Here is a 4,317-nt window from a genome sequence, read left to right on the forward strand (position 1 = left end):
GGGGCGAACAAAAATCCAGGGCTATCAACCCCAAACCACCTTGCCCGTCTTGGAGAACCGTGATACCGAACCAACCACTCGGTGGTCCGCCTCAGCGGTGGGAGGCGTCTAAGCCCGCCCAGACCCCCTGTCAACCCCGTTTTCAGCAGCGCTGAAATCCGGACCCGACACTCACAACCGACAAAAACAGCAGAGCGTCCGGTTTTCACCGGCCTGCCCAGCCAATCCATCGGAGGTGATACCGGCTCCGAAAGGTCCGCGTCGCCGCCGCCCCGTTGCCGATGAGCGGGGTATACGGACCACGCAGACGCCCGTCAACAGGGGGGCGCAAAGAATCCGAAAAATCCGCGACAGGCATGTGACGGGGCCCTGGATCCGGCCTGTGCCGCCGGATGGTGTCTCTCGATCGTCAGGTCTTCCTGGTCGAGCGGCGTCTGCAAAAGCGCTCGGTTTCGTTTGCCGGATCGATCGACGTGACCCCGCCGCTTCTACCGTCGTGGTGGCCAGGGTGACCGCGTTCCACGGGTCCGGAGCGCCTTCACCTCCCCGCCTTCGGCGTCGAGCCGTTCTAAGCGGGCAGGTCGAGGGTCACGGTCAGCCCGTCGTAGGCGGGCACCACGCCGGGCGGGAGCTTGGCCGCCAGGGTCGCGTGGTCGAGGTCGGTGTGCAGGTTGGTGAGGATCGCGCGGCGCGGGCGCACGTCGTCGATCAGCGCCAGCGCCTCCGAGACCGAATAGTGGGTCGGGTGCGGGGTCTCGCGCAGGGCATCGATGATCAGCAGGTCGAGGTCGTGGAGGCGCGCGCGCGACGCGTCCGGCAGCAGGCTGAGATCCGGGATGTAGGCGGCCGGCCCGAGACGGAAGCCGAGGGCCGCCTCGTTGCCGTGCTCCACCGGCAACGCCTCCGCCTCGATCGCCCCGCCCTGCCCCTGCACCGCGACGGTCTCGTGGTGCGGCAGGTCGCGAAGCTCGAGGATCGGCGGGTAGGCGCTGCCCGGCGGCGTCGTGAAGCAGTAGCCGAAGCGTGCCCGGAGCAGGTCGCTCGTCAGCGCGTCGGCGTGGACCGGGATGCGCGCGCGCATCTGGATCACCAGGGGGCGCAGGTCGTCGATGCCGTGGGTGTGGTCGGCATGCGCATGGGTGAACAGCACCGCATCGAGCCGCGTCACGCCCGCGTCGAGCAGCTGCTCGCGCAGGTCCGGCGAGGTGTCGATGAGGAGCGTCGTGGCGGCGTCGGCCTCCCGGCGCGCGACGAGGATCGAGCAGCGGCGGCGGCGGTTCTTCGGGTCGCGCGGGTCGCAGGCGCCCCAGCCGTAGCCGACGCGGGGCACGCCGCCGGACGAGCCGCAACCGAGGATGCGCAAAGTCAGCGTCGCCATCCGGACCTCCGGCTCGGGTGGTATCCGAGGACGGCGCCGGTTGTCACGCGGGCGCGCCTGCCTTCGGCTGCGTCTTGGCGAACAGGCGATGGAAATTCGCGCTGGTGAGGCGCGCGAAGGCCTCCGCGTCGAGGCCGAGGGTTGCGGCAAGCGATCGCGCGGTGTCGGCGGTGTAGGCCGGCTCGTTGGTCCGCCCGCGATGCGGCTCGGGGGCGAGGAACGGCGCGTCGGTCTCCACCAGGATGCGATCGTGCGGCACCTGCCTGGCGATGTCGCGCAACGCGGTGGAGCGGCGGAAGGTGACGATCCCCGAGAACGAGACGAAGAGGCCGAGCTCGACCCCGGCCTCGGCCAGCCGCGCGCCGGACGAGAAGCAGTGCAGCACCGCCGAGAACCGGCCGCGGCCCATCTCGTCGGCGAGCACCCGCTCCATGTGCTCGTCGGCGTCGCGGGCGTGGATCACCAGCGGTAGCCCGGTAACGCGGGCGGCCTCGATGTGGGCGCGCAGCACCTGCTCCTGGACCATTGCGGGCGCCGCGTCCGCGTAATGGTAGTCGAGCCCCGCCTCGCCGATGCCGACGCAGCGCGGGTGGTCGGCGAGCCGGGCGATGACGTCCGGCGCGACGTCCGGCTCCTCGGCGGCCCCGTGCGGATGGGTGCCGACCGTGTACCAGACCTCCGGGTGGGCCTCGGCGATGGCGCGGTAGGTGTCGGCCTTGGCGACCCGCGTCGCGATCGTGAGCATCCCGCCGACGCCGGCGGCCTTCGCCCGGGCGATCACGCCGGGGAGGTCGGCGGCGAAATCGGGGAAGTCGAGATGGCAGTGGCTGTCGACGAGCATGCGGTCCGGGAGCCTGGGCGAGGGGTTCGTTCGGCGGATTCGATGCGGCGGAGACGGCCGGCTCAGGCGGCCGGGGCCTCGGGCTTCTCGAACCGCGGGAAGATCGGGCTCGGCGCCGGCAGCGGCGTTCCGGGGGCCAGGCGGGCGCCCTCCCCCACGTGGGCGAAGTCGCGCCGGCCGGCCGGCACCGCCAGCACATCGAGCAGGCTCGCGGCCGAGCGCGGCACGAAGGGCTGCACCAGGATGCCGACCGCGCGCAGCACCTCCGCGGTGACGTAGAGCACCGTGCCCATCCGCTCCGGATCGGTCTTCTTCAGCTTCCACGGCTCCTCGGACGCGAAGTAGCGGTTGGCGTCGGCCACCACCGCCCAGATCTCGGCGAGGATGGCATGCAGCGCGAGGTCGTCCATCAGCGCCCGCGCCCGCGCCGGCAGGGCGTCGGCGGCGGCGAGCAGGGTCCGGTCGGCCTCCGTGAAGGCGCCGGGCTCCGGGACCACGCCGGACAGGTTCTTGGCGATCATCGAGAGCGAGCGCTGGGCGAGGTTGCCGAGGTCGTTGGCGAGGTCCGCGTTGATGCGGGTGATGATCGCCTCGTGGCTGTAGCTGCCGTCGCCGCCGAACGGCACGTCGCGCAGCACGAAGTAGCGCACGGCGTCGACGCCGTAGGTGTCGGCGAGGTCGATCGGGTCGAGGACGTTGCCGAGCGACTTCGACATCTTCTCGCCCTTCGAGAGCAGGAAGCCGTGGCCGAAGACGCGCTTGGGCAGCGGCAGCCCGGCCGACATCAGGAAGGCCGGCCAGTACACCGCGTGGAAGCGAACGATGTCCTTGCCGATGACGTGCAGGTCCGCCGGCCAGAACCTGCGCCGTTCGTCGGCCTCGTCGGGGAAGCCGGTGACGGTGAGGTAGTTCGTCAGCGCGTCGACCCAGACGTACATGACGTGGCCCGGCCGGTCGGGCACCGGCACGCCCCAGTCGAAGGTGGTGCGGCTGACGGACAGGTCCTTGAGGCCGGAGCGGACGAAGCTCGCGACCTCGTTCATCCGCGATTCGGGGCCGATGAAGTCGGGCTGCGCCTCGTAGAGCGCCAGGAGCCTGTCCGCATAGGCCGAGAGACGGAACAGGAAGTTCTCCTCCTCCATCCACACCACGGGGGTGTCGGTGGCGAGCGAGCGGCGGGTGCCGTCCTCGAGCAGGCGGGTCTCGTCCTCGCCGTAATAGGCCTCGTCGCGGACCGAGTACCAGCCGGCATAGGTGTCGAGGTAGATGTCGCCGTTGGCCTCCATCCGCCGCCAAAGCGCCTGGGCGGCGGCGGTGTGGGCAGGTTCCGTGGTGCGGATGAAGCGGTCGTAGGCGCAGTCGAGGCGGTCGGCCACCGCCTGGAAGCGGGCCGCCATGCCGTCGACGAAGGCCCGCGGCGTGGTGCCCGCGCGCGACGCCGTCTGCTGGATCTTGAGGCCGTGCTCGTCGGTGCCGGTGGTGAACAGCACGTCGTAGCCGTCGAGGCGCTTGAAGCGGGCGATCGCGTCGGTGGCGACCACCTCGTAGGCGTGGCCGATATGCGGCGCACCGTTGGGATACGAGATCGCCGTGGTGATGCTGAAGGTTTTGGCGGTCACGTCGGACATTCCCGGATACACGGCTCTGAGGGATCGGCGCCGATCCGTCGGGACGATGCTCTAGCCGGTCCGCACGGCGCCGGCGAGGTCCGCGAACAGCGACAGGACCACGGGCCGGCGATCGAGATTGTAGGTCGCGGCCTCGCGCGCCGTACGGCCGAACTTCTCACACACCTCGACCAGGGCCGCAAGGCGGGCCGGCGGCTCCGCCCGGCGGCGATGGAGCTCGGCCGAGACGAAGCGCTCGACGGTCTCCAGCCCGGCTGCGAACAGGGGCTCGGCCTCGCGCCCGGCGAGCTTGTCGGCGAGCTTGAGGACGCGGCCCCAATCCGGATGCCCGGCGCGCGACAGCAGGGTCTCCATCTCGGCGACCAGCCCCTGCATCGCCGGGTCGAGCATCGCCACCGCCCGGGCCACCGAGCCCTCGGACAGGTCGGCGGCGCGGGCGAGCGCCTCGGCTGACGGGGCCGGGAACGGGG

The 4,317-nt window shown here is 71.2% G+C and carries 3 protein-coding genes and 1 pseudogene; all 4 read right to left on the reverse strand.

The features are described from left to right. Positions 1-568: 568 nt before the first annotated feature. Complete coding sequence (locus FV222_RS18460) at positions 569-1,378, reverse strand: MBL fold metallo-hydrolase (RefSeq protein WP_147763071.1); 810 nt, start codon at positions 1,376-1,378, stop codon at positions 569-571. 43 nt (positions 1,379-1,421) lie between these two features. After that, positions 1,422-2,219, reverse strand: a complete 798-nt coding sequence (locus FV222_RS18465; RefSeq protein ID WP_147754283.1) for a TatD family hydrolase — start codon at positions 2,217-2,219, stop codon at positions 1,422-1,424. 62 nt (positions 2,220-2,281) lie between these two features. Next, positions 2,282-3,847: a methionine--tRNA ligase gene (gene metG / locus FV222_RS18470; protein WP_147763072.1), complete on the reverse strand. Its 1,566-nt coding sequence runs from the start codon at positions 3,845-3,847 to the stop codon at positions 2,282-2,284. Positions 3,848-3,898: 51 nt separating this feature from the next. Beyond that, a pseudogene (locus FV222_RS18475) lies at positions 3,899-4,317 on the reverse strand (XRE family transcriptional regulator); the annotation flags it as partial.

This window comes from Methylobacterium sp. WL103 (genome assembly GCF_008039885.1).
In the GTDB taxonomy this organism is placed as follows: Bacteria; Pseudomonadota; Alphaproteobacteria; order Rhizobiales; family Beijerinckiaceae; genus Methylobacterium; species Methylobacterium cerastii.